This window comes from Knoellia aerolata DSM 18566 (assembly GCF_000768695.1).
In the GTDB taxonomy this organism is placed as follows: domain Bacteria; phylum Actinomycetota; class Actinomycetes; order Actinomycetales; family Dermatophilaceae; genus Knoellia; species Knoellia aerolata.
The window spans coordinates 1-5,709 of sequence record NZ_AVPL01000103.1; the positions used below are offsets into that span (position 1 = coordinate 1).

4 protein-coding genes are annotated in these 5,709 nt (G+C 71.8%); 2 read left to right on the forward strand and 2 right to left on the reverse strand.

Annotated elements, in window-relative coordinates; translation table 11 throughout:
* A partial coding sequence (locus tag N801_RS18390) for a (Fe-S)-binding protein (RefSeq protein WP_156996907.1) occupies window positions 1–2,447 on the reverse strand: 2,447 nt, incomplete at its 3' end.
* A gap of 196 nt (window positions 2,448–2,643) precedes the next feature.
* Between N801_RS18390 and cysK the strand changes: the two genes are divergently transcribed.
* Window positions 2,644–3,579 carry a cysteine synthase A gene (gene cysK / locus N801_RS18395; protein WP_035940765.1) on the forward strand — a complete coding sequence of 312 codons (936 nt, stop codon included), beginning with the start codon at window positions 2,644–2,646 and terminating at the stop codon, window positions 3,577–3,579.
* Window positions 3,580–3,646: 67 nt separating this feature from the next.
* Window positions 3,647–4,207, forward strand: a complete 561-nt coding sequence (epsC, locus tag N801_RS18400) for a serine O-acetyltransferase EpsC (protein WP_439330547.1) — start codon at window positions 3,647–3,649, stop codon at window positions 4,205–4,207.
* A 95-nt stretch (window positions 4,208–4,302) separates the two neighbouring features.
* Here epsC and N801_RS18405 read toward each other — a convergent pair.
* The coding region (locus N801_RS18405; protein WP_035940766.1) for a CHAT domain-containing protein at window positions 4,303–5,709 on the reverse strand (1,407 nt) is incomplete at its 5' end.

Genomic DNA, 5,709 nt, shown 5'->3' on the forward strand with positions numbered 1-5,709 from the left:
CTCGCAGCGGCGGACTCGGCCGCCGCCGCGGCGACGACCGCCGCACCCGCGCCAGCCGTCGCGGCGGCAGGAGCGGCAGGAGCGGCACTGGCCGCAGCAGCGTCACCGGACGCGCCGGCATACGCAGGTTCGGTGACCTCGGTCGACTCCTCGTCGTCCTGGCCGCGACGCACCGCGGCGAGCAGCATCTGCGCGACGTCGACGACCTCGACGTCCTCGCCGACACCCTCGGCCTGCTTCGCGGTGAGCCCGTCGGAGATCATCACCCGGCAGAACGGGCAGCCGATGGCGATCCGCTCGGCACCGGTCGCGAGGGCCTCCTCGGTGCGGTTCATGTTGATCCGCCCGCCGAGCTTCTCTTCCATCCACATGCGTGCGCCGCCGGCGCCGCAGCAGAACGACTTCTCCTTGGAGCGCTCCATCTCGCGCAGCTCGACACCCGGGAGCGCGCCGATGAGCTCGCGCGGCGGGGCGTAGACGTTGTTGTGCCGACCGAGGTAGCAGGGGTCGTGGTAGGTCACCGTCGCCGCCGTCGACGCGGCGTTCTTGGCCGACGACATCCCCGGAGCGTCCGCGGGGCGCGCGACCGGCACGAGCTTCTTGTCGCGGACGAGCCGGTTGAGCAGCTGGGTGTGGTGGACGACCTCGAACGAGCCGCCGAGGTCGGGGTACTCGTTCTTGATCGTGTTGAAGCAGTGGGCACACGTGACGACGATCTTCTGCGCGCCGACGCCGGTGAGCGTCTCGACGTTCTGCTGGGCGAGCATCGAGAAGAGCATCTCGTTGCCCGCACGACGGGCGGAGTCGCCGGTGCAGGTCTCGCCGTCACCGAGGACGGCGAACGTGACGCCCGCGGTGTCGAGGAGCTCGGCGACGGCGCGGGTGGTCTTCTTGGCCCGGTCCTCGTAGGCGCCGGCGCACCCGACCCAGAACAGGTAGTCGACCTCGGACGCGCTCTCGACGTCCTTTCCGAGGATCTTGACCTCGAACGGGAGATCCTTGGCCCAGTCGAGGCGCGCCCGCGCGCCCATGCCCCACGGGTTGCCCTTGGACTCGAGGTTCTTGAACAGGCCACCGAGCTCGGAGGGGAACGCCGACTCGATGAGGGTCTGGTAGCGCCGCATGTCGACGATGTGGTCGACGTGCTCGATGTCGACGGGGCACTGCTCGACGCACGCGCCGCAGGTCGTGCACGACCAGAGGACGTCCTCGTCGATGATCGCGCTCGGCTCCCCGTCCGGTCCGATCCCGAGAGGGTTGTATGCCGTCCGCGGGTCGCCGATCTCGTAGCCGGTCCTGCCGATGAGGGGCCGCTCCGCGAGCGCCGTGGCCGCTCCGGGCAGGGACGCGCGCGCCTCGTCGGAGGCGGTGAGCCACGGCGACTTCGCGTCGACGTGGTCGCGCAGCGCCATGACGAGCATCTTGGGGGAGAGTGGCTTGTCGGTGTTCCAGGCGGGGCACTGGGACTGGCAGCGACCGCACTCGGTGCAGGTGGAGAAGTCGAGCAGGCCCTTCCACGTGAAGTCCTCGACCTTGCCGACCCCGAGGACCGGCTCGGGCGCGTCCTCGACGTCGTGCATCGCCTCCATGGCCTCCATGGAGAACGGACTGCCGTCGCCCATCGTCATCGGCTTGAGGTTGCCGAGGGCGGTCCGGCCGGAGGCCTCGCGCTTGAACCAGATGTTGGGGAAGGCGAGGAAGCGGTGCCAGGCCACGCCCATCGTCGGCTGCAGCGCGACCGTGATCATCCAGGCGAAGGAGATGATGATCTTGATCGCGGCGACGAGGACGACGAGCGTCTCGAGGGTGGCCACCGACATCCCCGACCAGAGTCCCGCCATCCACCCGGTGAGCGGGAAGTGGAGCGCGATGCTCACCTCCGGCTCCACGGCGGAGACCAGGGCGGCCTCGAGCGTGCGCAGGAGAAGGATGCAGAGGGTGACGCCGAGGATGGTGGCCTCGACGTAGTACGCCTGCCACCACGTGGAGCCGAAGAAGCGCGACCGGCGGCCGTTCTCGCCCGCGGCCGAGCGGGGGTGCTGGCGCTGCCGGATCGCGATGAGGACGAGGATGCCGATGAGCCCGCCCCAGGCGAAGAGCTCGGTCATCCACTCGAAAGGCGGGAAGTGCCCGACGAGGGGCAGGCGCCACATCGGTTCGATGAGCTGTCCGAACGCGTTGACGAGGGTGCCGAAGAGCAGCAGGAACGACAGGGCCGTGAACCAGTGCGCCACGGCGACGACCGGGAGCCGCGACATCCGCGTGTGGCCGAGGAACTCCTTGGCCAGCGTCCAGGAGCGAGTCAGTGGGGCATCGGTGCGCCGCGGGTCCGGCTGGCCGACCCGGTAGAGGGTGACGAAGCGCCCGATCTGTCGGAACAGCAGCGCCCACCCCACGAGCATGAGCGGGAAGCAGAGCGCGATGGCGACGATCTGGAGCGCGGACATGCCGGCGAGTCTACTGAGCACTAAGCGCCTGCATACTGCGCGGTGACGTGCCTCGCACGAGAGGGTGCCGGGCGCCCGCGGATAACGCGGTGTTGGAATAGACATAAGTGACTCAGGTGTTTCTGAGACACTGGGCGACCAGCCCAGCCATCCCGTCGCGCCCCCGCGCGCACTCACGAGAAGCAACGGAGACCTCATGCCCATCCTCGAGGACGTCACCCACGCCGTCGGCAACACCCCGCTCGTCCGGATCAACCGGATCATCGACGCCCCCGAGGGCACGACCGTCGCCGCGAAGCTCGAGTTCTACAGCCCGGCCAGCTCGGTCAAGGACCGCATCGGCGTCGCGATCATCGACGCGGCCGAGGCGTCCGGCGACCTCCAGGCCGGGGGGACCGTCGTCGAGGCGACCTCGGGCAACACCGGCATCGCGCTCGCGATGGTCGGCGCGGCCCGCGGCTACAAGGTCGTCCTCGCCATGCCCGAGACGATGAGCAAGGAGCGCCGCGCGCTGCTGCGCGCCTACGGCGCCGAGCTCGTCCTCACCCCCGGCGCCGAGGGCATGAAGGGCGCCGTGAGCAAGGCCGAGGAGATCGTCGCCGAGCGCGAGGGCGCCGTCCTCGCCCGTCAGTTCGCCAACGTGGCCAACCCGGAGATCCACCGCCGCACGACCGCCGAGGAGATCTGGCGCGACACCGACGGCCAGGTCGACATCGTCGTCGCGGGCATCGGCACCGGCGGCACCATCACCGGTGTCGGCCAGGTCCTCAAGGAGCGCAAGCCCGGCGTGCAGATCATCGCCGTCGAGCCCGAGGAGTCCGCGATCCTCAACGGTGGCGCCCCCGGCCCGCACAAGATCCAGGGCATCGGCGCCAACTTCGTCCCCGAGATCCTCGACACCGAGATCTACGACGAGGTCATCGACGTCAACGCCCAGACCTCGGTCGAGTGGGCCCGCCGGGCCGCGACCGAGGAGGGCCTGCTCGTCGGCATCTCCTCCGGCGCCGCGCTGGCCGCCGCCAACGAGGTCGCCACCCGTCCCGAGAACGCCGGCAAGACGATCGTCGTCATCATCCCCAGCTTCGGCGAGCGCTACCTGTCCACCATCCTCTTCGAGGGCCTCGTTGACTGACCTGCCCCGACTGTCCGGTCTGCCGGGCGCGCGACTGCGGTCGCGTGTCCGGCGCGCCGTCGCGAGGGTGCGCGAGGACGTCGACGCCGCGGTGGCCCGCGACCCGGCGGCGGCCTCGCGCACCGACCTCGTGCTCAACTCGCCCGGGCTGCACGCGATCTGGTCGCACCGCCTCGCTCACAAGCTCTGGCTGCGACCCCACCTCAAGCCGGTGGCGCGGTCCCTCTCCACCGCGACCCGAGCGGTCACCGGCGTCGAGATCCACCCGGGAGCCACCATCGGCCGCCGCTTCTTCATCGACCACGGCATGGGGGTCGTCATCGGTGAGACGGCCGAGGTGGGCGACGACGTCATGCTCTACCACGGGGTCACGCTCGGCGGCCGCACGCTGGCCAAGGTCAAGCGGCACCCCACCGTCGGCGACCGCGTGACGATCGGCGCCGGCGCGCGGATCCTCGGTCCCGTCGAGATCGGTGACGACGTGCAGATCGGCGCGAACTCCGTCGTCGTCAAGGACGTCCCGTCGGGAGCGGTCGCCACGGGCATCCCGGCCACTGTGCGCTTCCCCACCCACCCGGGAGACGACCCCTACGAGGCCCTCTTCAACTCGCCCGCCATCTTCATCTGAGCCCAACTCGCCAATTCCTCCCCTCCGGCACGGGTCCCCGTGTACCGGAGGGGAGGAATTGGTGAGTTCGGTACGGGAGGTTGGGAAGGGGTGAGTCAGGTGCGGGACCAGGTGCTGCCGTAGGCGCAGAACGCCTCGGCACCCTCGACCTCACGCGCGGTCGTCCGCAGCGCGGTGGCGACGTCGGTGCCATCGACCAGGCGGTGGTGCAGGTCGACCATCGCGGCCGCCGCGACGTCGTCGGGCACCGGGTTCGTCGCCGCGACGACGCACTGCACGCCGAGGATGAGCAGCGCCGCGGCCAGCCCGAGCGGCTCGTCGCCGGCGCGTCCGCGGCTGCGTCCCACGTCGCACGCCGAGAGCACGACGAGCTCGGCGGCGACCGGCGCCGCGAGCTCGTGGGCGAACACCGGGCCGTCCGCCACGTCGAGGCTGGAGAAGAGCGGGCTCTGGTCGGCGTGGTGCCCGTGCGCCGCGAGGTGCACGACGCTCGAGGTGGCGAGGGCGGAGCGCACGTCCGCGCTGACGGCATACCCGGGTGTCGTGGTGACCGCTCCCACGCCCGTATGCCGTTCCCACACCCGGGCGACCGCGTCCACCTCCTCGCGACCTCGCGGCAGGCCGGGGCCGACGAGTGCGGCGACCGTCGTTGGGCGGTGCGAGGCGACGCCGCGGCGCACCCAGGCGGTCACGGACGGGCTCGCCACGACCGGGTGGTCGGCCAGTGACGGCAGCGCCCGCCAGGGCAGCGACGCGAGGGCGACGGTGGGGACGACCACGACGGTGCCGTCCGGCTCGAGGCCGCCCAGGAGCGCCGTGTCGACGTCCCGCAGCGACGCGGCACGGGCGGCCCTGAGGAAGGCCGCCATCGACGGGCGTGCGACGGCGGCGGCGCGCACGTCCGACGTCGCACGGGAGGCGACCGTGGTGAGCTCTGCGACGGGTCCGAGCACGCTCTGCCGGAGGCCGGACCCGTCGAGGACGAGGCGCACGACCGTCCCGCGCACCTCGTGGAAGGTCACCAGGGTCGCGTGTCGCTCCTCCGTGGCGCGCCTCGCCTCGGCAGCCGTCGCCGGGGAGTCGTCGGTGTCGGCGTGGGAGGCGCGCACGGTGCGCAGCCGCCGCGTGATCTCGCCCTGCAGCATCGACACCTCGGTCTGCGTGCTCGTGAGCTCGTCGTCGGCATCTCGGTGGCGCACCCGGCGTACCCGGCGCAGGCGGCGGACGAGCTCTGCGGTCTCGGGGTCGTCGGGTGGCCGGAGCGGCGGGACCCGGTGCGACGCCGCGCGCCAGCGCTCGACGCTCTCGAACAGCTCCTCCGGCGTCCCGGCGTCCGTGGCGTCGCCGACGTCGACGTCGCGGATGCGGGCGGCGTGGAAGGCGAGCCCGGCCCGCACCTCGAGGCTGTGGACGTCGCCCTGCTCGCGGGCGAGACACCGGGCCGCCTCGCGCAGGATCTGGGTCGCGCGCTCCCGGTCGCCCTCGGCGGCCGCGAGCCGAGA

Coding starts and splice junctions, on each gene's coding strand:
- cysK (WP_035940765.1), top strand. CDS start 2,644: ATGCCCATCCTCGAGGACGTCACCCACGCCGTCGGCAACACCCCGCTC.